The organism is Frigoribacterium sp. CF331 (assembly GCF_057787905.1).
On sequence record NZ_CM173545.1, the window covers coordinates 1136119 to 1161194 of the forward strand.

Here is a 25076-nt window from a genome sequence, read left to right on the forward strand (position 1 = left end):
GCTCAGCCGTCGACGCGGCCGTACTCGCGGTACGCCGCGCCCCACGCGCCCGCCACCATGCCGGCGCCGCGGGCCATGGTGCGGATGCCGCGGGCGCGCTGGCCCAACGCCCGTCGACCGAGCGGTCGGGTCACGGTGCCGACCGCGTAGCGGCCCAGCCCGCCGGCGACGCGCACGCCGCCCTTCGCCGAGAGCCGGAGGCGCGTGGCCAGTCGCGACGCCCCTCGCGCGGACAGCATCACCGAGGTGAGGCTCCAGCCGTTGCCGCTGCTGTAGGCCCGCTGCACGACCCAGCGCCGCGTGACGCGGTGGGCCGGGACGACGTCGGTGACGACGGCCTCGGCGCACCAGACGATGGTGCCGCCTCCCGCCACGAGGCTGCGGGTGAAGAGCGTGTCCTCGCCGCCGAGTTGCCCGAGGGCGACGTCGAAGGCGAGGCCCTGACGGCGCACCACGGCCAGGTCGAGCAGCAGGTTGTTCGTGGCGGCGACGTCGACGGGCGTCCCGGTCGCCAGGCGACGCCGGACGAAGAACCGCCCCTCGACGATGAACGGCTCGGGCTCGACCTCGTACTCGCTGCGCACGGGCCCGACGACGGCCGCGGCGCCGCTCTCGGCCTGCAGCGCGAGCAGGGCGGCCAGCCACTGCTCGGAGGGCCGCTCGTCGTCGTCGATGAAGACGAGCAGGTCGCTGTCGGCGCTCTCGGCCAGGGCCCGGTTGCGGGCCGAGGCGATGCCGGGCGTGGCCTCGACCACGTAGTCCACGGTGACCGGCCGGACGCCGTCGACCGGGTCGGCCGCCGCGAGCGCCGCCGCCTCGACGCGCCCGCGCCCCGACCCGCCCGCGTCGTTGTCAACGACGAGCACCCGCGCCTCGACGCCGAGGGCGTGCACGCCGCGGGCCTGCTCGACGAGCGACGGCAGCACGGCGTCGAGGTCGCGGGGCCGGCGGAAGGTCAGCACGGCGATCGTCAGGAGGCGCGGTGCGGTCGGCTCGGTCGTCACGGCCCCCAGCATGTCAGGTCGGTGACCGACCCCGGGTCGCGCACCGCGCCTCCTGCGGGTGGACGGGGGACGAACCGTGGGTGAGTCGCTCGCCGGGTTGTCGGTGGTCGTCGTCAACTACGGCTCGACCGAGCTGCTGCGGCAGAACCTCGCGCCCGTCTCGCGGGCGGTCGAGGGCCTCGTCGTGGTCGTCGTCGACAACTGGTCGGGTGCCGCCGAGCGCGCCCGCGTGAGCGAGCTCGCCGCGGCCGAGGGCTGGCTGCTCGTGGCCCCCGACGGCAACGAGGGGTTCGGCACGGGCGTCAACCTGGGCGTGGCCAGGGCCCGCGCGGCCGGGGCCCGCCACCACGTGCTGCTCAACCCGGACGCGCTGGCCGACGCCGCCGCCCTCGCCGCCCTGCACCGCGCCTCCTCGGCCGAACCCCTGACGATGAGCGCCCCGACGGTGTTGCGCCCCGACGGCAGCCTGTGGTCGGCCGGCAGCGACCTGTACCTCGACGACGGACGCATCCGGTCGCGACGACGTCGCGTGCCCGGGGCCCGCGTCGAGGAGTGGCTGAGCGGCGCCTGCCTCGTGCTGAGCGACGAGCTCTGGCAGCTCTGCGGCGGTTTCGACGACGACTACTTCCTGTACTGGGAGGACGTCGACCTGTCGCGCCGCGTCGTCGGCGCGGGAGGCGCGTTGCGGCTGCTCGACGACGTCACCGTCGTCCACGCGGAGGGCGGCACGCAGACCGTGGGCGGGGCCGACCGGTCGGGGCAGGCGAAGTCGGCCGGGTACTACCGGTACAACATCCGCAACCGACTCCTGTTCGCCGCCAAGCACCTCGACGACGACGACCTCCGCCGGTGGCGGCGGCTGACCCCGCGCATCGCGTGGGAGGTGCTGCTGCAGGGCGGCCGGAGACAGTTCACGCGGTCGCCGGGAACGCTGCTCGTCGGCCTGCGCGCCGTGCTCGAGGGGCGCCGGATCGTCGCGACCGAGCTGCGGCGGCGTGGCGCGTCGCCGGGAGCCCGGTCGTGACGGCGGCCGCGGGCACCGCGAAGGCGCAGGCGGTGCCGGGCCGGCTGCACTGGGTCGACGTGACGCGGGGACTCGCCGTCCTGCTCGTCGTCTTCTACCACGTCGTGATCGCCCTCAAGGTCGACGCGGTGGCGGCTCCCTCGTGGGCCGTCGTGCTGAACGACGCACTGGCCCCCTTCCGCATCCCGACCCTCATGTTCTGTTCCGGCCTGCTGTTGGCTCGGTCCCTCGAGAAGCCGACACGGCCGTACCTCGTGGGCAAGCTGCGGCACATCGGCTGGCCCTGGCTGGTGTGGACGACCGTCATCGTGGTGTTCCTCTGGGCGGGCAGCTCGGTGGCCGGTGACGGGAACTACGGGCCCGGCCGACTGGTCGAGCTGGTGCTGTCACCCACGACCTACACCTGGTACCTGGCGTACCTGCTGGCGTTCTACGTCGTCGCGCTGGTCGTGCCGGCGGCGGTGCGCTCGGTGGCGGTGCCGGTGCTGCTCGTCGTGAGCGTCGTCGTCCACGACGGTGACGGGTGGACCCGGGTCACGTTCCTGCTCGCCTTCTTCTTCCTGGGCGACGCGGCCGCCCGCCACCGGGACGCGTTCGAGGCCCTCGCCAGACGGCGCGTCGTCGTCGCACTCGGGGCCGTCGCAGCCCTCGGCACGGCCGTGGCGTCGACGCACCTGCCGGGCCTTCGCTACGACCTGGTCGCCGCGGTCGGCGTGGTGGGGCTGGTCCTCGTGGCCGTCCCCCTCGGCAGCCGCGTCGCGTCGACCCCGGTGGGCAGGGGGCTGAGTGCGATGGGACGCGACTCGATCGTCTACTACACGACCCACTGGATCGTCGTCACGCTCGGCGTCCACGTCCTCGGTGCGGTGGGACTGCACGAGGGCACCCTCATGATCGTCGTCCTGCTCGCAGCCGGTCTGGCGACCCCGTGGGTCATGGTGCGTCTCGCGCGCCGATCGCGGCTGGTCGGGGGACTCTACGCCTGGCCGGCACGACGACGGACCCCCTCCCCGAAAGGACGGCCGTGACCACGACGCCCCTCCCTGCCGCTCCCGTGCACCGCCGCATCCAGGGACTCGACCTGCTGCGCGGCGCGGCCATCCTGCTCGTGCTCCTGAGGCACTCCTGGCCCGACCTGTTCGGCGGGGCGGGCATCGTCGGCGTCGTCGTGTTCTTCACGCTGAGCGGCTACCTGATCACGGGCCTCCTCGCCGATGACGTGCGTCGGTTCGGCCGCATCCGGTACGGGCGCTTCTACCGGAACCGGTTCTTCCGACTGATCCCCGCACTGCTGTTCGTGCTCATGGGCCTCGTCGTCATGGAGGGGCTCCTCGACGTCTCGGACACCCGTCGCTTCGTGCCCCGCACCATCGGCGTCGCCCTGACCTACACGATGAACATCCCCCTGTTCAACCACGGCAGCCCGAACTTCAGCCACCTGTGGACCCTGGCCAACGAGGAGCAGTTCTACCTGGTCTGGCCACTGATCGTCTTCCTCGGCGTCCGCTACCGCAAGCTGCGCCTCCTCGTCGCGGTGACGGCCGTCGTCCTCGTCGTGCTGCTGGTCGCGAGCGTGGCGTGGCACCGGGACGACATCGGCACGATCTACAACCATCCCACGACCTGGACGATCTCGATGGTCGTCGGCGCCGCCGCGAAGCTCGGCGAGCCACGCCTCGACGCCTGGATCGGTGGGCGGCGGGCTGCTCCCGTCGCCGTCGTGGGCGCGGTGGCCCTGGTCGCGATGGCCCTCGTGCCCGACGCGAAGGACCACCTCGTCACGTACCTCGTGGGTGGTGCGGCCGTCGGCGTCAGCACGGTCCTGGTGCTGTGGAAGGTGAAGGAGTGGACGGTGGTGCCGCGAGGTCTCGGCCCGTTGGTGAAGCTCGGCGTCATCTCGTACGCGGTCTACCTCTGGAACTACCCGATCAGCTGGTGGCTCCGCGACAGCGGTGCCCCTGAGGTCCCGTTCACCACGGTCGTGCTGTCCGTGGGGGCCGGCATCGTGAGCTGGGTGCTCGTGGAGCGCCCGGTCGCCGGCCTCAAGGCCAGGCTCGACGGACGGGAGTCGTCTCGCTCGTCTCGGTCGGAACCGGTGCCCGCCTCTCGGGGCTGACGCCCCCCGACGGCCCCCGCACCGTCCCGGATGCGTCCGCCGCGTCCACCGCTGATAAATTTATCGGCGATGCGTCACGGGCGTGATAAATTTATCACCGTGCGATCTCCCCTCACCAACCCGTTCCAGGCCGGCTCCGACGTCGTGCCCGACGTCTGGGCGGGCCGATCAGAGCAGTTGGGCGACTGGCACCAGGTGCTGCGACCCCGCCGACGTGCGGGCCTGTACGAGACCGGCCGCACGATCCTCGGCGAGCCGGGCACGGGCAAGTCGAGCCTCGTCCGCCGCATCGCCCGCGACGCCGCCGAGGCCGGCGACTGGGTGACGCCTCAACTGCGCATGCCCACCGGTGCCGATCCGCTCAAGATCGTCGCCTCCGCCGTCCTGCGCCTGGCCGACGGCGCCGGGCTCCGCGCATCGACTCGGAAGGGCGTGCTCGACCTGCTCGCCCGGGTCGAGCAGGTCGCGGTGACGGGCTTCTCGGTGACGACCCGAAGCGCCGAGGGCCCGGAGCCCTTCACGGCGCTCTTCGAACTCCTCGTCGAAGTCGGGCATGCGGCGATCGAACAGGACGCCGTGGTCATGATCCACGTCGACGAGGTGCAGAACATCCGTGACGAGGCCGCGCTCTCGCAGCTCCTGATCGCCCTCGGCGACGCCCTGTCGCACGAGGTCGAGGTCGTCGTCCCCGGCGGAGGCACGGTGTCGCGCCACCTGCCCATCGCCGTCTACCTCACGGGCCTGCCCGACTTCGAAGACATGGCCGGCGCTCGGAAAGGGGCGACCTTCGCCCGACGGTTCCGGACGATCACGCTCGGCGCCCTCGACGAGGGCGACATCCTCGAAGCGCTCCAGCCCTTCGTGATCGCGGGGTGGGAGACCCCCGGCGACGACGGCGTCGTCGAGACCGTGCGCATGGACCCCGCGGCGGCGCGGGCCATCGCGGCCCTCAGCTGCGGAGAGCCCTTCTTGTTCCAACTCGCCGGCCAACGGGCGTGGAACGTCGGAGCGGCACCGATCGTGTCCGAAGACGACGTCGTAGCGGGTTGGCGGGGAGCCGAGAGCGAGGCGTCGGCCCACGTCGAGCGCATCCTGAACCGCCTCCCCCCTCGCGAACACGACTTCTTGCGGGCGATGGCGTCCCTGCCTTCGGCGGAACGCACGCTGAACGCGATCGCCGAGAGCATGGGGCTGGCCTCGGGTGCGCAGCTCGGGCCCACCTCACAACGGCTCGACACGGTGCGCGGCGTGGTCACCCGGGGCAAGCCCTACTCGTTCCGCAACCGGGCCGTCGAGGCGTACCTGACGACCGACTGGCCCCGGACGGACTGAGCCCCGACGAATCGTCCCCTCCCCCGAGACGCGAAGGGGTGCATCATCGGATGATGGGCGTGGGGGCGGTGCGGCGCGGCTGGAGCGTCCACCGGTCGCGCCGGGCGGAGTTCCTCGACGCCGCCAGGCTGCGCCGCAGGACGCTCGTGAGCGGCCTCGCCGCCGCGGCCCTCGGGGCCTTCCTCGTCGTCGCCGACGCCTGCTGGGCCCTCCTCGACGGGCCGCCCGCCCGTGACGCCGTCGCGATCGTGCTCTTCGCGGCCGCCCTGGGCTGCCTGGTCGCGACGCTCTGCCCGGTGGTCGACCGCTCGGCTGCTCCCCCGACCGGGGTCCCGCGCGGTGACTGGCGTCGCAGCGAACGCATCGAGCGCCAGTTCGCCGCGCGTCCGCCCGCGATCGAACCCGAGGACCGCGACGAGGTCGTCGCGGCGGCCGAACGGCTGATCGGCACGTCCGTGGCCGTCGTGAGCCGATCCGTCTGGCTGCCCGCAGCGTGGCTCGTGGCCTGGACGGCCGTCGTCGTCTCGGGGCTCCCCTCCGAGGACCAGCTGACGCTGCTCGTGCTGCCGGCGGTGCTCGGCCTCCTCCAGGCGACGACGTGCCTGGGCTCCGTGGTCGCACTCGGCCGGGCCGACGCGGCACGACACCGGGCGCTGGCGTCGCCGCCGGCACCGCCGCCCGTCCGACCGGCCGCGTCACGAGAAGGCCGCCGCGGCTCGCAGTTGGCCCTCCCCGACGACTGAGGCCTCCTCGGCCGGACCACGGCGAAGGAGGCGCGCCCCCGACGGCGCGTCACCACCGGGCACCTCGCCCGGGCCACGATCATGCCGTGGCGTCGGGCGGGGCGTCCGGTGGCTCGGCGGCCTCGCGGTCGTCGCGGTCGTCCCGGTCGTCGCGGTGGTCGCGGTCGTCGCGGTCGTCGCCCGACGGGGGCACGACGCGGAAGCGCTCGAGGACGACCACGGTCGAGTCGTCCACGACGAACCCTCCGCCGAGCTCGGCCCGCATCTCGGGCGAGGTCCAGAAGCGGACGTGCCCCGCTCGCCAGTCGTCCACCGACTCGTAGCCCTCGCCTTCGGCCAGCGCATGGCCGAGGGGCACGTCGCGGAGCGCGACCGCCTCGACGCCGGTGGTCTCGAGCACCGCCCGGCGCCGCCCCTCCGAGTCCACCATCACCTCTCGCCGGCCCTCGCTGGGCAGTGGCTCACCGGCCCGCTCGTACTCGCGCAGCAGCGAGCTGGTCGCCGTCTTGTCACCGGCCTCGACGGCGGCGACGATGCGGTCACGCAACGGGCCGGGGAACGCGAACTCGACGATCGGCAGGTCTTCGGTCATGTCGAGAGCCAAGCAGACGGACGGTGGCCCGACGAACGGCCGGCCTGACACGGGCGTGTTCGGCGTACCCGGTCGTCCTCGACGGACCGTGTTCGACGAACTCGCCCGGAACGGGCCCGGCTGGTGTTCTCAGCCCCTGTCAGGCTCAGCCCTGACGGGCTCAGCCCCTGTCGGGCTCAGCCCCCGTCGGGCTCAGCGCGGACGAACTCCGCCAGCGACGCCGCCAGGTGCCGCGTCGTCAGGCGCTCCTCGACGAGAGCCCGCCCGGCCGCACCGAACGCGCGCGCCTCGGCCTCGTCGCCCAGCAGCCGCAGCACGTGCCCGGCGAGCGCCGACGGGTCCCCCACCGGTGCCAGCAACCCCGTGCGCTCGTGCACGACGTAGTCCTCGATGCCCGGGGTGTCCGTCATCACGACGGGACGCCCCGTGGCCATCGCCTCGAGGCTGACCGTCATGCCCGACGCGTGCAGGTTGTCGCGCGTCGCGACGGCCACGACCGACGCGCGTGCGTACAGCTCGGCCAGCTCGCGGTGCGACACGTGCGGCACCACGGTCACGCCCTCCGGGGGCTCCGCGTCGCTCGTCGTCTGCACGACCAGCTCGACGTCCGGACGCTCGGCGTGCACCTGCCGCAGCGCCGCGAAGAGGGTCGCCGGGTCGCGGTCGCGGTCGCCGCCGATGCTCAGCACCAGGGGGCGCTCGGGCCACGGTCGCGCCGCGAAGAACTGCTCGTCGACCCCGAAGGTGAAGAAGCCGACGGGCGGACCGTCCTCACCGACGAACCGCCGCAGGGGCTCGACCTGACCGCGGCTGATCACCCAGAGCCCGCTCATCCGCCGCAGCACGTCGCGCATGCGTCCGACGTCCTGTCCGCGGTCGACCCGGTCGGTCACCCAGATGACTCCGGTGTACATCCGCTCGTGCGGCCGGGTGAGCAGCATCCGCCGGGCCACGTTCTCGTCCCAGGTCACGCCGACGTCGTCGGACGGCACCCCGGACGAGGAGGCGCGGCGCGACACCACCCGGTCGCGCAGCACCTGCAGGCGGCCGGGTTCGGTGACCGAGGCGATGCGTGCCTCCTGGTCCGTGTCGCGCAGCGCCTCGAGGCCGTACGGCCAGAGGCCGGGGCGCCGACCGGCCGCGTGGTCGGCGGCCCAGCCGGCCACGTCGCGTTCGCGGGCGAAGAGGACCTCGATCACCGCGCCTCCTTCTCGTCGTCACCGGCGCGGTGGTGGTCACCGGTGCGGTGGTCGGCGCCGGAACGCTCGTCGGCGGCCCGCTCGGCCACCGCCCGCTCGGCGATCGCCTGGTCGGTCGCGGTCTCGTCACCGCGCTGCTCGTCGACGTCGAGGCCCGCGGCGGCCGTGGCCCCGTCGGCGTCGGACGGTGCGTCCCGTCCGACCCCCGCGGCCGCCTCGGCCCGGCGCCGTCCGAGGTCGCGCGAGACGTACCAGAGGTTGGGCACGAGCTGGCAGAGCGCCACCGAGATCGCCGACCCCAGCACCGGGCCCGCCGCCCCGACGAGACCGATGAACCACCACGACAGCCCGAGGTTCAGCGGCACCATGAGCACGATCGGCAGCACCTGGAAGACCAGCCCGGTCTTGTCGGTCATGTACATGCCGACCGGGTACTTCGCCGCCTGCAGGCCGACGAACACGACGAAGCCGACGAGCATCCAGCCGTCGAGCGTGATCGCCCCGCCCGACACGAAGCGCGCCAGGAACGGACTGATCACCGCGAGGGCCGTGCCGAGCCCGAGGCCGCCGAGCAAGAACCAGAGCGTCGGCACGGTCGGCGACTCGACCCTCCCGGCCGACCGGGCCGCCGCGTAGACCGGCCAGAGGGCGATGCCCGCCGCGGCCACGGTCTGCAGCACGATGCCGAAGAGCTGCGAGGCGAGGTTGTACTGGGCGAGCTCGTCCGGCCCCGCCAGGTGGCTGAGCAGCAGGCGACCGGTCTGCATCGCGACCGGCAGGGCGATCATCTGCACGAGCATCGGCCAGGCGAGGCCGAGCGCCGGCACGCCGCGGTAGCTGCGGACGCGCGGCACGAGCTTGACGGCCGAACCGATCTGCGGCGACAGGGCCCTGGCTGCGACGATCAGGCAGATCACCGAGACGAGGCTGTTCGCGACGTACGAGATGACGGCGAGGTAGCTGCCGACCGGCACGCTGAACATGACGGCCGAGCCGATCGCGAGCAACATGAAGGGGGCCACGACCGCCTGGCTGGCGACCTGCGTGCTCGTCTTCTTCAGACCCACGAGGATGCGCTGGCCCACCGTCAGCGGGATCACCAGGCCGAACACCGCGAGGCAGAGGCCGGCCGCGAGCGACCCGCCGTCGGGCAGGAGCCCCTCGCCGAGCAGCACGGGCCACCACCCGGCGAGCGTGATGAGCAGCGCGACCGCGACCATGATGCCGCCCGAGACGAGCAGCACCCGGAACGCCGTCACGATCGACCGCTTCACGAAGTCGTCGGTGCGGACCGACGACGACCCGGCCACGGCGTTGATCACGATCGCGGCGATGCCCAGGTCGGCGAACGGCAGCAGCGTCGGGAAGGTCGACAGCAGGCCGTACTGGGCGTAGGCGTCGGTGCCGAAGTTCTGGATGATCATGCGGCTCGTGATGATGCCGAGCACGCCCGACAGGCCCATCACGACCACCTTCACGGCGGCGGTCGACCCGACCGCGGCCATGGCGCCGCCGCGCTTCGGCCGTCCCGCCGGTCCCGTGGCCGCGCGGGTCACGAGCGCGCCCCGTCGAGCGGACGGCCGGCGCCGGTCCCGGCGTCGCGGCCGAACAGCCGGTCGTCGGCCGCCAGCCGACCGTCCCGCGTGGGCAGGTCGGCCAGCACGGCGTCGGCCGGGCGGGCGGCGTCGAGGGCCCGGACGATCGCGGCGGCGAGCACCTCGGGCGACGCGGCGTCGGCGGCGACGACGTGCCCGTGGTCGGTCAGCCAGTCGGCGAGGCCCGTCTCGGTCGTGGTCACGACGGTGCAGCCGTGCGACAGCCCCTCGACGATCGGCAGCCCCACCTGCTCACGCCAGGTCGGACTCGGTTGCGACCAGAGCACGAGCACGCGCGAACCGTCGAGCACCGAGTGGATGCGCGGGCGCGGCGGGTCGACCTCGACGGAGACCGAGGGATGCGCGACCGACAGGGCCCGCGCCTCCTGCTCGAGGGCGCCCTTGCCGAGCAGGGCGAGCGTCGCGTCGGGGCGGTCCGCCACGACGAGCGGCCAGGCCGCCGCGAGCACGCGCAGTCCCTTGCGCTCGACGAACGAGCCGACGAACGTGACGGCGGGCGGGCGGACGTCGCCGCCGCGGGCCTCGGGGTGGCGGATCGGCAGCGCGGGCACGGTGGTCACGGTCGCGTGGTCGGCGGGCTCGCCGAGGAGGCGCGCGTACGTCTCACGCGCGGCGTCCGTCCCGTAGACCACCCGGTCGAGCCGCCGCCAGACCGCGCGCGCGAGCACGCGTTCGCCGCGCCGCCGGAGCCGGGTGCGCAGCCGGGGCGCGGTCGCCGCGGCGAACGGGTCGGCGTTGCCGATCAGGTAGCTCACGACGGTGGTCGGTCGCCCCGTGACCCGCAGCCGCACCGCGAGGGCGGCCAGCACCAGCGCCGTGGCGGGCAGGCTCGAGGTCATCAGCGGTTCGTTGACCTCGAGGGTCTCGACCCGCGAACGCGCCACGAGCCAGGCCGCACGCAGGCGGCCCGCCGGCACGAGGTCGAGGCCCTCGGCGAGCGAGGCGTCGAAGTCGTAGCGCGTCACCCGGTAGACGATGCTCGCCGGGGCGAGCTCGTGGGCCCGTTCGAGGTGGGCCGTCCGCAGCGACTCGTACAGCCGGACGGCCGGGAGGCGCGGGGCACGCCCTCGGGACGACCGCGACGCCGTCACGGTGCGTCGGTGCCCCGACGGACGGTCGCGCGGCCGGACGCGACGGCCCCGGCCGACGAGGCGCCGACCCGCTGCCCGCCGGAGCGGGGGCCGCCCTCGGTGAGGCCGTCGAGGATGACGCCGATGACCGGGACCTGGACGCCGCCGAGCGCCCGGACCGCCTGGACGAGCTGCCCCCGGGACGAGTGCCCCACGGTGGCGACGAGCACGACGCCGTCGGTCAGGCGCCCGAGCTCGAGGGTGTCGGACGACGTGAGCACGCCGGGGGCGTCGACCACGACGACGTCGTACCGGTCACGCGCCGCCTCGACGAAGAGCGCCATCGACTTCGAACTGAGCAGCGGGCTCGGGTTCGGGGGCACCTCGCCCGTGGCGATGACGTCCACCCGGTCGCGCCACGGGGTGACGGCGTCCTCGAACTCGAGCCGTCCCACGACGACGTCGGTCAGGCCGACCTCGTCCGAGACGGCCGCGAGGTCCGCGAGCCCGCCGCCGCGCAGGTCGGCGTCCACGACGAGGACGGACTGCCCGCGCTCGGCGTAGGCGAGGGCGAGGTCGAGCGTGACGGCCGCACGGCTCTCGCGGTCGTCGGCGCTGACCGACGAGACGGTGACGGTCCGGGCCACGGAGTCGACGTCGGAGAACTGCAGCTGCGCACGGATGCGCCGGAAGTCGTCCGCCGCGGCCCCCTGGGGCTCGTCGGCGAACGCGAGGCTGCCCCGACGGCGCCGCCCCACGGTGCCCAGCACCGGGGCGACCCGCAGCTCGTCGACGTCGGCCGTGCTGCGGAGGCGCGTGTCGACGACCGACCGGACGAGCGCGAGGACGACGCCGAGCGCGAGGCCGATCGCCAGGCCGGTGAGCGTGATGAGCCGGCGGTTGGGGCCGACCGGCTGGTTCGGCGGGGTGGCCTCGGCGATGGGGGCGACGCTCAGGGTCGACAGGCCCGCCGCGCTCTCGGGCGACAGCGACCGGGCCTCGGCGCTGAGCGACCGGGTCACGGCGTTGGCGATGTCGGCCGCGCGCTGACGGTCGCCGTCGACGACCGCGACGTCGATGATGACGGTGTTGAGGGGGTTCTCGGCGGTGATCTGACGGGCGAGCTGCACGGGCGTCACGTCGAGGCCGAGGTCCGAGATGACGGGCTCGAGGACGATCGTCGAGGTGGCCAGGCGGGTGTAGCTCTGCACGAGGTTCTGCGTGTACGACGAGCCCTGCAGCAGTTCGTTCGGGTCGGAGCCCTCGGCCGCCGACACGAAGACGCTGCTCGTGGCCCGGAAGCTGTCGGGACGGGTCTGCGCGTAGCCGTAGCCGGCCGCACCGCCGAGCAACGCGAGGACGAGGATGACGGGCCAGCTCTTCACGAGCGCGCGCCAGTAGTGCTGAGGATCCAACTGACACTCCCGGGTTAAGTGGCTGAACCTGGCGAGCATACCCGCAGCGGGCACGGGCCCATGACCCCCGGGCGGGGGTGCCTCCGCCCGGCCGTGCCGTCGATCACCCGCTCTCACCCCCTCTCGCCCGCCGCCGTGACGACGCGCGCGGGCACCGGCTCGCGCGGCGGCCGACGGCCCGGCGGGCTCAGCCGGTCGGCAGGTCGACCCCGGACCAGCGGGGGCCGTGCGGGGTGATCGTCACGCGGCGGGGCTCGTCGGGCGGATCGACGGGATCGGTGGGATCGCCCGGGGCATCCTCCGCCCGGGCGCCCGTCGGTCGGTCGATCACGACGTCGAGCCACGAGTCGGCCACCCCGTCGAGCAGGCCGGCGCCCCACTCGACGACGACGATCGAGCCCTCGTAGTCGAGGTCGAGGTCGTCGAGCTCGGCCTCGGTCGACAGCCGGTACGCGTCGACGTGCACGAGCGGGGTGCCGGACGCGGTGGGATGAGTCCGGGCCAGGACGAACGTCGGGCTCGCGACCTGACCGCGCACCTCGAGCCCGGCGCCCAGGCCCCGGGTCAGGGTCGTCTTCCCCGCACCCAGCGGGCCGGTCAGCACCACCAGGTCGCCCGCCCGCAGCAGGCCGGAGAGCTCGCGACCCAGCGCCTCCATGGCCTCGGCGTCGACGACGGACAGCTCGACCGGGTCGCCCGCCCGGCCGGGAGCGCCGGGCCCGGGGGCACCGGGCCCCGGCGTCGAGGCCGGGGTGCTCACGGGCGTCCGCCGAGGTAGACGCGCGGCACCCGGGCACCGACCCGGCAGGCGACCTCTTCCGGGATCGTGCCGGTCGCGTCGGCCCACTCGCCGATCGTCATCTCGCCGCGGTCGCCCGGGCCGAAGAGCACGGCCTCGTCGCCGACCTCGACGGGGTCGTCGCCCATGTCGACGAGGAACTGGTCCATCGCGACCCGCCCCACGATCGGCCGGGGGGCGCCGGCCACGACGACGTGGACGGCCCCCTGGGCCCGGCGGCTCACGCCGTCGGCGTAGCCCAGGGGCACCAGGGCGATCGTGGTGTCGGTCGGGGCACGGAAGGTGTGGTCGTACGACACCCCTGTGCCCGCGGCGACGCGCTTGACCTTCACGACCGAGGCCGAGAGGGTCAGCACCGGCCGCAGCCCCCGGTCGGCGGCGGTGACGCCCTCGGTGACGGGGATGCCCAGGCCGTTCGACCCCATGCGGACCATGTCGAAGCGCCTCTCGGGGTGCTCGAGCGCGGCCGAACTCGACGACATGTGCCGCTTCTCGACGGTCGCGCCGAGCGCCTCGGCGTCGGCCACGGCCCGCTCGAACACCCGCGCGGCGGCCTGGTCGTCGGCCTCGCTCGTCTCGCTGACGTGCGAGAAGATGCCGCGCAACCGCACGACGCCCTCGTCGCGCAGGGCGACCGCCCGGGTGACGAAGGCCGGCCAGTCCGAGGGCAGGCAGCCCTCGCGGTGCAGCCCCGTGTCGATGGTCAGGTGCACGAGGGCGACGCCGGCACGGGCCCGTGCGGCGTCGGCCACGGCCTCGAGCTGGTCGAGCGTCGAGATGCCGAGGTCGACCGCCAGGTCGACGGCGGCCCCGAGGTCGTCGGAGGGGCTGAGCTGCCAGGCGAAGAACGACGCGTCGCCGCCGATGCCGAGGCGCCGCAGCCGCAGGGCCGGCGCGAGCTCGACGGTGCCGAACCAGCGGATGCCCGCGGCGACGGCCTCGGGCACGAGCACGTCGGCACCGTGCGAGTAGGCGTCCGCCTTGACGATGGCCAGGATCTCGACCGGGTCGAGTCGGGCGATCAACGACTCGAGGTTGGCGCGGTACGCGGCCAGGTCGACCGTCGCCCGGCGCAGCGGCGTCGCGGCGCTCACGCGGTGTACCTCCGGTCCAGGCCGGCGGCGAGGCAGGCGACGACCTCGTAGGTGATGCCGTCGATCGCCTCGGCCCAGTCGGCGGCGGACCGACGGCCGAGCGCCGGGTCGCCGAACAGGACGACCTCGTCGCCCACCTCGACCGGGTCGTCGCCCACGTCGATCACCAGGGCGTTCATCGCGATCCGACCGCGGACCCGGTACGTGCGTCGACCGATGGTGACGGACGCCCGCTCGCTCGCGGCCCGGTCGACGCCGTCCGCGTACCCGACGGGGACGATGGCGATCGACGTGTCGCGTTCGGGCCGGAAGAGGTAGCCGTACGACACGCCTTCGCCCGCCGGGATGCGCTTGACGGTGGTCACCGGCGCCGTGAGGGTCATGGCCGGTCGCAGCCCGAGGTCGGCCGAGGTGCGGTCGGGGTGGGGGCTCAGGCCGTAGCTCGCCAGGCCGAAGCGCACCATGGTCGCCCGTGCTCCCGCGTAGTCGAGGGCGGCCGCCGAGGCGGCGAGGTGCAGCAGCGGGGGCCGCACGCCGTGCTCGTCGAGCATCCGGGACGCCCGGGCGAAGCGGGCCATCTGCAGGCCGTCCTCTTCGGCCGAGGCGTTCGACACGTGGCTCATCAGCCCCTCGACCGGCACGGTCGCGGCGTGTGCGGCCGCCCGGTCGAACAGCTCGGGCCACTCGGACTCGACGGCCCCGTTGCGGCTGAGCCCCGTGTCGATCGCGAGGTGCACGGCGCGGACGCCGGCCGCCACGGCCGCCTCGAGCTGGTCGACGCTCGACACCGCCGGGGTGATGCCGAGCGCCGCGGCCTCGACGAAGTCCTCGCCGGGCGCGTGCAGCCAGGCGAGGACGGGGGCCTCGACGCCGGCCCGGCGAAGGGCCACCGCCTCGGTCAGGTCGGCCACGCCCAGCCAGTCGACGCCGGCATCGACGAAGACGCGGGCGCACTCGACGGCCCCGTGCCCGTAGGCGTTCGCCTTGACGACCGCCATGACGGCCGCCGGTGCGACGGCAGCCCGCAGCACCCGGACGTTGTGCCGCAGGGCCGTGGTGTCGACGGTGATGGTGACGTCGTGCGTCATCGGTCCGACCCTTCGTGCTGGGGCCCGCCGAGCGGGGAGGGCAGGCGGTCGGCGCCCTCGGCGACCACGTACGCCACGGCGACCCCGCCGTCGTGGCTGAGGGAGAGGTGGAGGCGCGAGACGCCTCGCGAGTCGGCCAGCGCCCGTGCTCCCCCGCTCAGTTCGAGCGACGGGGCGCCGGCGTCGTCCGAGACGACGACGACGTCGTGCCACCTGACCCCGGTGGACCCGCCCAGGGACTTGATCAGCGCCTCCTTGGCGGCGAACCGGGCCGCCAGCGAGTGGCGACCCCGCGGGCTGCCGTCCCGCAGGACGAGCTCGCCCTCACGGAACAACCGGGCGGCGAGCGCCGGCGTGCGCTCGAGCGTGCGGTCGAAGCGCTCGAGGTCGACCACGTCGACGCCGATGCCGACGATCACGTCGACGCCCGCTCGCTGCGCTGTCGCGGTTGCACGGGCCGCTACTCGACGGTGACCGACTTGGCCAGGTTGCGGGGCTGGTCGACGTCGAGGCCCTTGGCCGCCGCGAGCTCCATGCCGAAGACGTGCAGGGGCACGACCGACAGCAGCGACTCGAACAGGGGTGCCGCCAGGGGGATGTGCAGCACCTCGTCGGCGAACGGCAGCACCGCGGCGTCGCCTTCTTCGGCGATCGCGATGACGCGGGCGCCCCGGGCACGGATCTCTTGGATGTTCGAGACGACCTTGGGGTGCAGCGAGCGGGGGTCGCGCGGGCTCGGGACGATGACGAAGACGATCTGGCCGGGCTCGATCAGGGCGATCGGGCCGTGCTTCAGCTCACCAGCGGCGAAGCCCTCGGCGTGGATGTACGCCAGCTCCTTGAGCTTGAGGGCCCCCTCGAGCGCGATCGGGTAGCCGACGTGGCGGCCGAGGAACAGCACCGAGCGGGTGTCGGCCATCCAGCCCGCCAGGGTCTTGATGCGCTCGGAGGACTCGAGCACGCGCTCGATCTTGCCCGGGATCTCGACCAGGTCGGCGACCTGCTCGGCCACGGCCTCGGCGCTCAGGGTGCCCCGCAGGGTCGCCAGGTGCAGCCCCAGCAGGAACAGCGCGGTGCCCTGCGCGACGAAGGCCTTGGTGGACGCGACCGCGACCTCGGGCCCGGCGTGCGTGTAGAGCACGGCGTCGGACTCGCGCGGGATCGTCGACCCCTGGGTGTTGCAGATCGAGAGCACCTGGGCGCCCCGCTCGCGCGCGTACTTGACGGCCATCAGGGTGTCCATCGTCTCGCCCGACTGGCTGATCGACACGACGAGGGTCTTCTCGTCGAGCACGGGGTCGCGGTAGCGGAACTCGTGGGCCAGCTCGACCTCGACGGGGACCCGGGCCCACTGCTCGATGGCGTACTTGCCGAGGATGCCGGCGTAGGCCGCGGTGCCGCAGGCGATGACGATCACGCGGTCGACGGTCGTCAGGCGGTCGCGCACGCCGTCGAGCTCGGTGAGGGTGACGGCGCCGTCGGCGACCCGACCGAGCAGGGTCTTGGCGACCGCCTCGGGCTCTTCGCTGATCTCCTTCGCCATGAAGCTCGACCAGCCGCCCTTCTCGGCGGCGGAGGCGTCCCAGTCGACCTCGAACTCGGTGGTCTCGACGGGTGCCCCCGAGAAGTCGACGACCTCGACCGAGTCGGGGCGGATGGTCACGAGCTGGTCCTGACCGATCGACATGGCCCGGCGGGTGTGCGCGACGAAGGCCGCCACGTCGCTGCCGAGGAAGTTCTCCCCGTCGCCGAGGCCGATCACCAGCGGTGAGTTGCGGCGGGCTCCGACGACGACGCCGGGCCGGTCGGCGTGGACGACGAGCAGCGTGAAGGCCCCGTCGAGGGTGTTGACGACCGTGCGCAGGGCCTCGGTCAGGTCGCCCGTGGCGCGGTAGGCCCGGGCCACCAGGTGCGCAGCGACCTCGGAGTCGGTCTCGCTGTGGAACTCGACGCCCTCGGCGAGCAGCTCGGCCTTGAGCTCGGAGAAGTTCTCGATGATGCCGTTGTGGATCAGCGCGAGCTTGCCGTCGTCGGCCAGGTGCGGGTGCGCGTTGGCGTCGGTCGGGCCGCCGTGGGTCGCCCAGCGGGTGTGACCGATGCCGGTCGTGCCGTCGGTCAGGGGCACGGCCTCGAGGTCGTCGACGAGCATCTGCAGCTTGCCCGCCTTCTTGCGGGTGCCCAGGTCGCCCGCGGCGTCGATGACCGCGACGCCGGCCGAGTCGTAACCGCGGTACTCGAGGCGGGTGAGGCCGCCCAGCAGCACCTCGATGCTCTTGTCGCCCGATCCGACGTATCCCACGATTCCACACATGGGCTCGATCTTAGAGGCTGTCGTCCGTGAGCCCGGCGGGCCGTGCCGACGTCCCGCGACGGCGTGACGCGCCGCCGCGCCCACCGGGCACCCGCCGGACCGGTAGCCTCGTGCCCATGGCCGAAGCCACCCCGACGACCGCGCCGTCCACCGTGCACGCGAGCCCCTTCGTCGAGATCGGGCGCGACGCCTGGGCCGACCTCGCGCCGACCACGCGCCTCCCGCTGACCGAGACCGAGATCGTGCAGCTGCGCGGACTCGGCGACCGACTCGACATGCGCGAGGTGCAGGACGTCTACGTCCCGCTCAGCCGTCTGCTGAACCTCTACGCCGCCGGCGCGCGCAACCTGCACCGGGCCACGAGCGACTTCCTCGGCGAACGGGCGCAGCGGACCCCCTTCGTCATCGGGGTCGCCGGGTCGGTGGCCGTCGGCAAGTCCACCGTCGCGCGCCTCCTCCGTGAGCTGCTGAGCCGCTGGGACGACACCCCCCGGGTCGAGCTGGTGACCACCGACGGGTTCCTCTACCCGAACGCCGAGCTCGAGCGTCGCGGCATCATGAGCCGCAAGGGGTTCCCCGAGTCGTACGACCGCCGCCACCTGCTGCGCTTCGTGTCACAGGTCAAGAGCGGGGCCGAAGAGGTGCGGGCGCCCTTCTACTCGCACACCAGCTACGACATCATGCCGAGCGCCGAGGTCGTGGTGCGCCGACCCGACATCCTGATCGTCGAGGGGCTCAACGTCCTCCAGCCCGCGGTGGCGGGCCGGCTCGCCCTCAGCGACCTGTTCGACTTCACCGTCTACGTCGACGCCCGCACCGCCGACATCGAGAACTGGTTCGTCGAGCGGTTCCTGGCGCTGCAGAAGGGCGCGTTCACCCAGGAGCGCTCGTTCTTCCACCGCTTCGCCGACATGGACGAACCCGAGGCCCGGTCGTTCGCCTCGGGAGTCTGGAAGTCCGTCAACGAACCGAACCTGGTCGAGAACGTCCTGCCGACGCGCTCGCGGGCCACCCTCGTGCTGCGCAAGGCCGCCGACCACAAGGTCAGCTCGGTCCTGCTGCGCAAGATCTGACCCGGCGACTCCGGCCGAGGCCAGGAAGCGCGGGTCACGCCAGGAGGCGCGGGTCACGTCAGAAGGTGCCTCGCGCCCCGTCCGCCCGGAGGCAGGAGCTCAGACGCTCGGACGCTCAGAGCGCCAGTCGGTCGCGGACCACGTCGGCCAGCGCGTGCGCCACGCGGTCGGCCGTCTCTTGGTCGGCGGCCTCGACCATGACCCGGACGACGGGCTCGGTGCCCGAGGGGCGGAGCAGCACGCGGCCCGAGTCGCCGAGTTCGGCCTCGAACCGCCGGACGGCGTCGGCCACGCCCTCGTCGGACGCGGCGCGTGACCGGTCGACGTCGCGCACGTTGATCATGATCTGGGGGAACACCGTCATGACCGAGGCGAGCTCGGCCAGGCTCCTGCCGGTCGCGGCCATGCGGGCGACGAGCGAGAGGCCGGTGAGGATGCCGTCGCCGGTGGTGGCGTGGTCGGCGAAGACGATGTGGCCGGACTGTTCGCCGCCCAGGGTGAAGCCGTGCTCGTTCATGTCCTCGAGCACGTAGCGGTCGCCGACCTTGGTCTGGCGGACCGTGATGCCGTGCTCGGCCATCGCCCGGATGAGGCCGAGGTTGCTCATGACGGTGGCCACGAGCGTGTCGTCGACGAGCGCGCCGCGCTCTTTCTGGGCCACGGCGAGGATCGCCATGATCTGGTCGCCGTCGACCACGGCTCCGGTGGCGTCGACGGCGAGGCAGCGGTCGGCGTCGCCGTCGTGCGCGATGCCGACGTCGGCTCCGTGCTCGAGCACGGCCTTCGCCAGGTTGTCGAGGTGGGTCGACCCCACGCCGTCGTTGATGTTCACGCCGTCGGGGTCGGCGCCGATCAGGGTGACGGTGGCGCCGGCGTCGGTGAACACCTCGGGCGAGACGGCCGCGGCCGCACCGTGCGCGCAGTCGAGCACGACGTGGATGCCGTCGAGCCGGTTGGGCAGGGCGCCGAGCAGGTGCAGGACGTAGCGGTCCTCGGCGTCGGCGAACCGACGGATGCGCCCGACGTCGCCACCGATGGGCATGAGCTGGGGGTCGGCCATGGCCGCTTCGATGCGGTCCTCGACCTCGTCGGGCAGCTTGGTGCCGCCGAACGCGAAGAACTTGATGCCGTTGTCGGGAGCCGGGTTGTGCGAGGCGCTGATCATCACGCCGAAGTCGGCACCGACGTCGTCGACCAGGAAGGCCGCGGCGGGGGTCGGGATGACCCCGGCGTCCAGGACGTCGACGCCCGAGCTGGCCAGTCCGGCACAGACGGCCGCGGTGAGGAACTCGCCCGAGATGCGGGGGTCGCGCGCGACGACGGCGACGGGTCGCCGCCCTTCGGCACGACGGGCGTCCGCGTGGTGGCCCTTCGTGAGCACCACCGCGCTCGCCTGGGAGAGCCCCAGGGCGAGCGCGGCGGTCAACTCACGGTTGGCGAGGCCTCTGACACCGTCGGTACCGAACAAACGCGTCATCGCGAGACCTGCCTCGTGTGTGGTGCTGGTTAGCGCTTCGAGAACTGCGACGCCTTGCGGGCCTTCTTGAGACCGGCCTTCTTGCGCTCGATGACGCGGGCGTCACGGGTGAGGAAGCCGGCCTTCTTGAGCGTGGCGCGGTTGTTCTCGCGGTCGATCTCGTTCAGCGCACGCGCGATGGCGAGACGGAGGGCGCCGGCCTGGCCCGAGGGGCCGCCACCGGTGACCTTGACGGCCACGTCGTACGAGCCGAGCAGGTCGAGGACCTTGAACGGGTCGTTGATCAGCTGCTGGTGCAGCTTGTTGGGGAAGTAGTCCTCGAGGGTGCGACCGTTCACGACGATCGTGCCGGAGCCGGGCGTGAGGCGCGCGCGAGCGATGGCCTCCTTGCGACGACCGACGGCGGAACCGCCGACGCTCAGCACGGGGCGGGGCGTCGCGGCGGCCTCGGGGGCCGAGCTCTCGGTGGTGAAGCTCTCGGGAGCCTGGTCGATGGAATCTGCGATCTGAGCCACTGTGTGGGGGTCCTTAAGTCTGAAGGCGGACGCTACTGGGCGACCTGGTCGAGGGTGTAAACCTGGGGCTGCTGAGCAGCGTGGGGGTGCTCGGCACCCGCGTACACCTTCAGCTTCTTGATCTGGGCACGGCCCAGCGAGTTCTTCGGCAGCATGCCACGGATGGCCTTCTCGACCGCACGGGTGGGGTGCTTCTCGACCATCTCGGAGTACGTGGTGGCCGTGATGCCGCCCGGGTAGCCCGAGTGACGGTAGTAGAGCTTCTCGGCCAGCTTGGAACCGGTGAGGGCCACCTTGTCGGCGTTGATGACGATGACGAAGTCGCCCATGTCCATGTGGGGGGCGAAGGTCGGCTTGTGCTTGCCGCGCAGCAGGGCTGCCACGTGGCTGGCGAGGCGGCCGAGCACGACGTCGTCGGCGTCGATGATCAGCCAGTTCGGCTGGACGTCAGCCGGCTTGGGGGAGAAAGTGCGCGTCACAGTAGTGCTGCTTCCTGGTCGAGGTGAGAGGTTCGTGAATCCCGCTCCGTTGCCGTTGTCACCGCAGAGGCGATGAGAACGAGTCAGGTGGAGGGCTCAACTTCGGGCGAAAGCGCGCAGTTGCGCAGACACCAAGGGTCCACGTTACCCGACGCCGGCGAGACGGTCAACCGACGCTCGGGCCGCCACCGGGCCGCCACGCGGCGGGGCGGTCACTCCCCCAGCTGGTCGTGCGACCGCTTGACCTGCGTCAGCGCGACCCGCGCGGCGATCTCGTCGTCGGGCGGGTAGCCCACCTCGACCATCGTGAGGCCGTGGGCGGGCACCACCCGGAACTCTCCGTTGCGCTGGGCCTCACGACGCACGCCCACCGCGCGGTGCGCCTCCATGGCTCCCTCGCCGACGGCGACGCAGGCTCCGACCAGGTTGCGCACGAGGTTGTGGCAGAAGGCGTCGGCCTGCACCGACGCCACGAGCACGCCGTCGGCCTCGCGCCGCCACGAGAAGTGCTGCAGCTCGCGGATGGTCGTCGCGTACTCGCGGTGCCGACAGTAGGCGGCCCAGTCGTGCAATCCGACGAGGCCTGCCGCCGTCGCGTTCATCAGGTCGAGGTCGAGACGCTGGTCGTACCAGAGGGTGTGGCCGCGTCGGGTCGGGTCGCGTTCGGCCCCACGGTCGGCGATGCGGTACTCGTAGCGGCGCCAGAGCGCGCCGAACCGGGCGTGGAAACCAGGAGGCGCGACCCGCGCACCCGAGATCACGATCTCGTCGGTCGCGCCCGCCAGCCCGTTCAGCCGCCGGGCGAGCACGGTCGGGGCGTCGAGCGGCGACTGGTCGCGCATGCCGCGGTGCGGCTTCTGCAGCTGGGCGATCTGGGCGTCGGTCAGGTCGAGGTGCACCACCTGGCCCCGCGCGTGCACGCCGGCGTCGGTGCGGCCCGCCACGGTGACCGTGGGCACGTCGCCGAGGCGGCGGAACAGCGTCTGCAGGGCGGCCTCGATCTCGCCCTGCACGGTGCGGCGGCCGGGCTGCTCGCTCCAGCCCGAGAAGTCGGTGCCGTCGTACGCGACCCCGAGCCGGAGGCGCGTCAGGGCCGGGTCGTCGATCGTCACCCGACGATCCTACGGGGCCGACGCCGCGCCTCCTCGGCCCCGCTCGTGGGCGAGACGACGACGGCGGTCGCACCACGGTGACCCGTGACACGACCGCCGTCCGGCGCGTCCGACTACCCCACGCGGGAGGCGCGGCGGCGGACCACGAGGACCGTGCCACCCATCGCCATGAGCACGAGGGCCAGCGCGAGCCAGCCGGTGACCGCGGCCGGGCCCGTGTAGGCCAGCGAGCCGTCCGCGGTCGGTGCCGTGGTGCCCGGCGAGACCTCACCGGGCGCGCCCGGCACGGTCGGGTCGGCGTCGCCACCGGGCGTCGCGCCCGGGTCGGTGACCGGCGGCACGGGCTCGGTCACCGGCGGCACCGGGTCGACCTCGTCGGCGAGCAGCGACACCCCGACCACGACCGGGTCGTGGTCGCTCGAACGGAACTGGTCGGGCTGGTAGAGCTGCTTCGCGTTGTAGTTGAAGCGGCTGTACTCGAGGCCGACGGACTCGCCCGCGTTGATGTTCCAGATGTCCACGCCCGTGACGGCCTCGGCGGCGGCCGGCGAGGCGAGCACGTGGTCGAGCGAACCGCTGAGGCCGCTGAACACGTAGCTGTACTCGTCGGTCTCGCTCGATCCGAGGTCGACGTAGCCGGCGGCCCGCAGCACCTCGATCGGGTCCTCCTGGCTGTAGGCGTTGAAGTCGCCGAGCAGGAACACCTTGTCCGTGCCCACGGCGGCCTCGCGCTCGGCGGCGAACGCGACCAGGGCGTTCGCCTGGTTGACGCGCGAGGCGTTCGACCCGCCCTGACCGTCGCCGAGGTCGGCGTCCGCACCCGAGCCGCTGCCCTTCGACTTGAAGTGGTTCGCGATCGCGAGGATCGTCGATCCGGCGTCTCCCCCGACGGGCCGGAAGGCCTGGGCGAGCGGCTGGCGCGCGTTGCTGAAGGCGGCCGAACCGGTGAGGATTGTCGACCCGCCGACGGGCTCGACGACCGCCTTCTTGTAGATGAAGGCGAGACGGATGACGTCCTCGTTGGCGGGCAGCGCCTCCGGTGAACGGGCGTAGTCCCAGACCTCGGAACCCGCCGCGGCGTTCAGCGCACCGACCAGGGTCGCGAGCGCGGAGTCGCGGTCCTCGCCGAAGCGGGCCGAGTTCTCGATCTCCTCGAGCGAGACGACGTCGGCACCGAGGGCGTCGATCGCCGTGACGATCTTGACCTGCTGGCGCTCGAGGCTGGCGGCGTTCGCCGCACCGCGGGCGTCGCAGCCGCCGTCCACCGTGACGGGCTCACCGGCGCGGTCGGTGTAGAACGTGCACCCGGGGATCGAGTCACCCGTCGTCGTGAAGTAGTTGAGCACGTTGAAGCTGGCCAGCCTCACGTCGCCACCCACCTCGCGCGGGGCGTCGGTGCGGACGTCCTCGAACGTGACGGGCAGGTCGCCGTACGCCGTGTCGCCCGTGATGCGCGCGGTCGGCTGGTACTTCCAGGCCGAGTTGCGGTAGTCGAGGACGACCGGGTCGGTGAAGGCGACCGAGGCGCCGACCGTGACGGGGTCCTCGTTCGACAGGTAGGGCACGGGGATCGACTGGTTCGCCGCCGTGAAGAAGTTCGTCGTCGCCCCGTCGTCGAGGGTGACGGCGCGGGCGGCGTTGTCGGCCACGACCGCGGCGAAGTCGGCGCTGCCCGGGCGGGCGACCTCGGTCGGCTGGATCAGCGGCCGGTCACCCGAGGCGAGCTTGACCTCGCCGTACTGGTTCGTCGTGTAGGTGTCCGCGACGGTGAACCCGCCCTGCGGCAGCACGAGCATGCTCTCGAGCGTCTCGCGCTGGGCGTCCGTCGCCGGCAGGCCCACGGTCGCCGCCTGCGGCGCCACGACGCCCGTCGGGTCGAGCGCCCGGAGCGACGACTCCCCCGTCACGGTGATCTGGGTCAGGCCGAAGTACTCGGAGACGGTGCCGTCCACCTCGACGTAGTCGCCGACGGCGACCGAGGAGGCGGTGCTCGCGGAGTACACGAACAGCGCGTCCGACGCGAGGTGCGTCGACAGGTCGAGGGCGCCTCCCGTGCCGGGCGTCTGGATGACGTAGCCGTTCAGGCCGCCCGTCGGGTAGGTCGCCGTGACGACGCCGCGCGTCGTGACCGTGCGACCGGCCAACGGGCTCGCGTCGGTGACGCCCTGGATCTGCGCCACGGTGACGTCGGCCTCGGGGGTCGGCTCGGGCTGCGGCTCGGGGTCGGGGCCCGGTTCGGTGCCCGTGCCGCCGGAGTTCTGCGGCGTGACCGTGGTCTGGGTCGAGAAGTCCGCCGAGTTCACGTCGGTGTCCGCGCCGTCCGTGCGGGCGAGGGAGTTGGGGACGCCGCTGGCGCCGGTGACCGGCGCGACCGACGTCTCGAAGGTGTTCGAGGCTCCGTACCCCAGCAGGTCGACGACGCCGTCGGTCCCGGCCGTGACCGACCCGGGCGCGAGCGTGAGGGGGTCGGCCTGGTCGGAGAGCAGCACGGTGCCGGTGGTGCCGCTCGGGTTCAGCGAGGCGGTGGCGTCGGGGGCCGGCAGTTCGGCACCGTTCGCCCCGTTGCCCGGGATCGCCACGAGGAAGTGCCCCTCGGCGGGGATCGTCCCGTCGAGGGCCGCGGCCGAGAAGGCACCCGAGCCGGTGGCCGAGCGGTACTGCAGCGACCAGCCGGCGAGCGACACCGACGCGGAGGTCGGGTTGTAGAGCTCGACGAACTTGCGGTTGAACGGCGCGTTCGCGCTGCCGCCCTTGAGGTACGCCTCGGCGATGACGACGCCGGAGCCGTCCGGAGCGGCGACGGCGGCGACCGGCACCAGGGGGCCGAGCAGCAGCGAGAGGCCGGCCACGAGGGCAGCGGCGCCCAGTGGGGTGTGTCGGGGTCGGGATGACATGGGTTCCTTCGGAGGTTCGGAAGAGGACCCTGTGAATCTACGTGCCCCACCCACCCGGGGGGTTTCCGACGTGTGTCCCACAGGTAAACGACACCTGTTGCAAGAACGGCAAAGGGCCCGACA

Annotated in this window: 22 protein-coding genes; 6 read left to right on the plus strand and 16 right to left on the minus strand. The window is 73.1% G+C overall.

What is annotated here, in order from left to right; translation table 11 throughout:
- Nucleotides 1-2 precede the first annotated feature (2 nt).
- A complete protein-coding gene (locus tag AC3CCI_RS05230) occupies nucleotides 3-1004 on the minus strand; it encodes a glycosyltransferase family 2 protein (protein ID WP_488628330.1) in 1002 nt (333 codons plus the stop codon).
- A 76-nt stretch (nucleotides 1005-1080) separates the two neighbouring features.
- Between AC3CCI_RS05230 and AC3CCI_RS05235 the strand changes: the two genes are divergently transcribed.
- From AC3CCI_RS05235 to AC3CCI_RS05255, 5 genes are all read left to right on the plus strand, one after another.
- On the plus strand, nucleotides 1081-2028 hold the full coding sequence (locus AC3CCI_RS05235; protein WP_488628331.1) for a glycosyltransferase family 2 protein: 948 nt from the start codon (nucleotides 1081-1083) through the stop codon (nucleotides 2026-2028).
- Nucleotides 2025-3056, plus strand: coding sequence for an acyltransferase family protein (locus AC3CCI_RS05240; protein WP_488628332.1), 1032 nt, complete (start codon nucleotides 2025-2027; stop codon nucleotides 3054-3056). Before AC3CCI_RS05235 ends, AC3CCI_RS05240 begins: the two co-directional genes overlap by 4 nt.
- Nucleotides 3053-4144 carry an acyltransferase family protein gene (locus AC3CCI_RS05245; protein WP_488628333.1) on the plus strand — a complete coding sequence of 364 codons (1092 nt, stop codon included), beginning with the start codon at nucleotides 3053-3055 and terminating at the stop codon, nucleotides 4142-4144. Before AC3CCI_RS05240 ends, AC3CCI_RS05245 begins: the two co-directional genes overlap by 4 nt.
- A 99-nt stretch (nucleotides 4145-4243) precedes the next feature.
- Nucleotides 4244-5476, plus strand: coding sequence for an ATP-binding protein (locus tag AC3CCI_RS05250; RefSeq protein WP_488628334.1), 1233 nt, complete (start codon nucleotides 4244-4246; stop codon nucleotides 5474-5476).
- Between the two features lie 50 nt (nucleotides 5477-5526).
- A complete protein-coding gene (locus tag AC3CCI_RS05255; RefSeq protein ID WP_488628335.1) occupies nucleotides 5527-6219 on the plus strand; it encodes a hypothetical protein in 693 nt (230 codons plus the stop codon).
- Between the two features lie 79 nt (nucleotides 6220-6298).
- On the opposite strand, the gene AC3CCI_RS05260 is transcribed toward AC3CCI_RS05255, so the two are convergent.
- From AC3CCI_RS05260 to glmS, 10 genes are all read right to left on the minus strand, one after another.
- Nucleotides 6299-6811, minus strand: a complete 513-nt coding sequence (locus tag AC3CCI_RS05260; RefSeq protein ID WP_488628336.1) for an ASCH domain-containing protein — start codon at nucleotides 6809-6811, stop codon at nucleotides 6299-6301.
- A gap of 176 nt (nucleotides 6812-6987) precedes the next feature.
- On the minus strand, nucleotides 6988-8010 hold the full coding sequence (locus AC3CCI_RS05265; RefSeq protein ID WP_488628337.1) for a glycosyltransferase family 4 protein: 1023 nt from the start codon (nucleotides 8008-8010) through the stop codon (nucleotides 6988-6990).
- The gene (locus AC3CCI_RS05270; protein WP_488628338.1) at nucleotides 8007-9566 is read right to left on the minus strand and encodes a lipopolysaccharide biosynthesis protein; all 1560 of its coding nucleotides are present in this window, start codon (nucleotides 9564-9566) and stop codon (nucleotides 8007-8009) included. Before AC3CCI_RS05270 ends, AC3CCI_RS05265 begins: the two co-directional genes overlap by 4 nt.
- On the minus strand, nucleotides 9563-10717 hold the full coding sequence (locus AC3CCI_RS05275) for a glycosyltransferase family 4 protein (RefSeq protein ID WP_488628339.1): 1155 nt from the start codon (nucleotides 10715-10717) through the stop codon (nucleotides 9563-9565). Before AC3CCI_RS05275 ends, AC3CCI_RS05270 begins: the two co-directional genes overlap by 4 nt.
- Nucleotides 10714-12111 carry a tyrosine-protein kinase domain-containing protein gene (locus tag AC3CCI_RS05280; protein WP_354594891.1) on the minus strand — a complete coding sequence of 466 codons (1398 nt, stop codon included), beginning with the start codon at nucleotides 12109-12111 and terminating at the stop codon, nucleotides 10714-10716. The genes AC3CCI_RS05275 and AC3CCI_RS05280 overlap by 4 nt, the downstream gene beginning before the upstream one ends.
- A 187-nt stretch (nucleotides 12112-12298) precedes the next feature.
- Nucleotides 12299-12769 carry a tRNA (adenosine(37)-N6)-threonylcarbamoyltransferase complex ATPase subunit type 1 TsaE gene (gene tsaE / locus AC3CCI_RS05285; protein WP_354594965.1) on the minus strand — a complete coding sequence of 157 codons (471 nt, stop codon included), beginning with the start codon at nucleotides 12767-12769 and terminating at the stop codon, nucleotides 12299-12301.
- Between the two features lie 98 nt (nucleotides 12770-12867).
- Nucleotides 12868-14004 (minus strand): alanine racemase, encoded by a 1137-nt coding sequence (gene alr / locus AC3CCI_RS05290; protein ID WP_354594892.1) that lies wholly within the window; start codon nucleotides 14002-14004, stop codon nucleotides 12868-12870.
- Entirely contained in the window at nucleotides 14001-15092 is a 1092-nt protein-coding gene (gene alr / locus AC3CCI_RS05295) for an alanine racemase (protein ID WP_488628340.1), read from the minus strand. The genes alr (AC3CCI_RS05290) and alr (AC3CCI_RS05295) overlap by 4 nt, the downstream gene beginning before the upstream one ends.
- A complete protein-coding gene (locus AC3CCI_RS05300; protein ID WP_488628341.1) occupies nucleotides 15089-15511 on the minus strand; it encodes a holo-ACP synthase in 423 nt (140 codons plus the stop codon). The genes alr (AC3CCI_RS05295) and AC3CCI_RS05300 overlap by 4 nt, the downstream gene beginning before the upstream one ends.
- Before the next feature lie 41 nt (nucleotides 15512-15552).
- A complete protein-coding gene (gene glmS, locus AC3CCI_RS05305) occupies nucleotides 15553-17403 on the minus strand; it encodes a glutamine--fructose-6-phosphate transaminase (isomerizing) (RefSeq protein ID WP_488628342.1) in 1851 nt (616 codons plus the stop codon).
- A gap of 116 nt (nucleotides 17404-17519) precedes the next feature.
- Here glmS and coaA point away from each other — a divergent pair, with 116 nt between their 5' ends.
- Nucleotides 17520-18476 (plus strand): type I pantothenate kinase, encoded by a 957-nt coding sequence (coaA, locus tag AC3CCI_RS05310; protein ID WP_354594896.1) that lies wholly within the window; start codon nucleotides 17520-17522, stop codon nucleotides 18474-18476.
- A gap of 115 nt (nucleotides 18477-18591) precedes the next feature.
- On the opposite strand, the gene glmM is transcribed toward coaA, so the two are convergent.
- The 5 genes from glmM to AC3CCI_RS05335 form a co-directional block, all read right to left on the minus strand.
- Nucleotides 18592-19953 (minus strand): phosphoglucosamine mutase, encoded by a 1362-nt coding sequence (gene glmM / locus AC3CCI_RS05315; RefSeq protein ID WP_488628343.1) that lies wholly within the window; start codon nucleotides 19951-19953, stop codon nucleotides 18592-18594.
- A gap of 29 nt (nucleotides 19954-19982) precedes the next feature.
- Entirely contained in the window at nucleotides 19983-20468 is a 486-nt protein-coding gene (gene rpsI, locus AC3CCI_RS05320) for a 30S ribosomal protein S9 (RefSeq protein WP_082059799.1), read from the minus strand.
- A gap of 32 nt (nucleotides 20469-20500) precedes the next feature.
- Entirely contained in the window at nucleotides 20501-20947 is a 447-nt protein-coding gene (gene rplM / locus AC3CCI_RS05325) for a 50S ribosomal protein L13 (RefSeq protein ID WP_354594898.1), read from the minus strand.
- 212 nt (nucleotides 20948-21159) lie between these two features.
- Nucleotides 21160-22059, minus strand: a complete 900-nt coding sequence (locus tag AC3CCI_RS05330; protein ID WP_488628344.1) for a tRNA pseudouridine synthase A — start codon at nucleotides 22057-22059, stop codon at nucleotides 21160-21162.
- Nucleotides 22060-22172: 113 nt separating this feature from the next.
- Nucleotides 22173-24953 carry an ExeM/NucH family extracellular endonuclease gene (locus AC3CCI_RS05335; RefSeq protein ID WP_488628345.1) on the minus strand — a complete coding sequence of 927 codons (2781 nt, stop codon included), beginning with the start codon at nucleotides 24951-24953 and terminating at the stop codon, nucleotides 22173-22175.
- Nucleotides 24954-25076: the final 123 nt, after the last annotated feature.

Coding starts and splice junctions, on each gene's coding strand:
- AC3CCI_RS05255 (WP_488628335.1), top strand. CDS start 5,527: ATGATGGGCGTGGGGGCGGTGCGGCGCGGCTGGAGCGTCCACCGGTCG.
- tsaE (WP_354594965.1), bottom strand. CDS start 12,769: ATGGAGGCGCTGGGTCGCGAGCTCTCCGGCCTGCTGCGGGCGGGCGAC.
- glmS (WP_488628342.1), bottom strand. CDS start 17,403: ATGTGTGGAATCGTGGGATACGTCGGATCGGGCGACAAGAGCATCGAG.
- AC3CCI_RS05335 (WP_488628345.1), bottom strand. CDS start 24,953: ATGTCATCCCGACCCCGACACACCCCACTGGGCGCCGCTGCCCTCGTG.
- AC3CCI_RS05260 (WP_488628336.1), bottom strand. CDS start 6,811: ATGACCGAAGACCTGCCGATCGTCGAGTTCGCGTTCCCCGGCCCGTTG.
- glmM (WP_488628343.1), bottom strand. CDS start 19,953: ATGACGCGTTTGTTCGGTACCGACGGTGTCAGAGGCCTCGCCAACCGT.
- alr (WP_488628340.1), bottom strand. CDS start 15,092: ATGACGCACGACGTCACCATCACCGTCGACACCACGGCCCTGCGGCAC.
- coaA (WP_354594896.1), top strand. CDS start 17,520: ATGGCCGAAGCCACCCCGACGACCGCGCCGTCCACCGTGCACGCGAGC.